Raw genomic sequence first — 525 nt, 5'->3', positions numbered from 1 at the left:
CCAATGTACTCGGAAAGCCTTCTGGGACGGAGGCTTTCTTCGAAGCTGGCCTCCTGCGGGTCCTTCTCCCCTCGCAGCAGCGGTTCGGTCACGGGCCAATCTTAGCCGAGGGCTTTGTCCTTGACGAGCCGTCGCAGCGCCTCCCGCAAAAGATCAGGAAGTTGCCAGTCGGCTTTTTCTCGCAAAAGCGCCGAAACCACGTCGGCCGCTTGTTTGCTGGGGTAACCCAGATTCACCAGCGCGGAAATCGCGTCGTCCCGCAGCGGTGCCGCCGGCGGCTGCACCAGCTTGGAAAGCTTGCCCTTAAGCTCCACCACCACCCGTTCCGCCGTTCGCCGCCCCACCCCCGGAGCTTGCGCCAAAACCTGCCACTGCCCACCTTCCACCGCAGCGGTGAGCTCCTCCGGCGAAAGGCTGGAAAGCAAGGCCAGGGCCATGCGCGGCCCCACCCCGGCAACCCCTAGAAGCAGCCGGAAAACGTCCCGTTCGGCAGCCGAAGGAAAGCCGTAAAGCGTGAGCTGATCC

General features: G+C 64.2%; 1 protein-coding gene. It reads right to left on the bottom strand.

The window, feature by feature from the left end; genetic code table 11:
* Positions 1-101: 101 nt before the first annotated feature.
* Positions 102-525: Holliday junction branch migration protein RuvA (gene ruvA / locus EG19_RS07025; RefSeq protein ID WP_038049086.1), on the bottom strand; the 424-nt coding region annotated here is incomplete at its 5' end.

This window comes from Thermoanaerobaculum aquaticum (assembly GCF_000687145.1).
Classification (GTDB): Bacteria; Acidobacteriota; Thermoanaerobaculia; order Thermoanaerobaculales; family Thermoanaerobaculaceae; genus Thermoanaerobaculum; species Thermoanaerobaculum aquaticum.
Note: the sequence above shows the minus strand (reverse complement) of the source record. Positions and strands in the feature narration are given on the sequence as shown.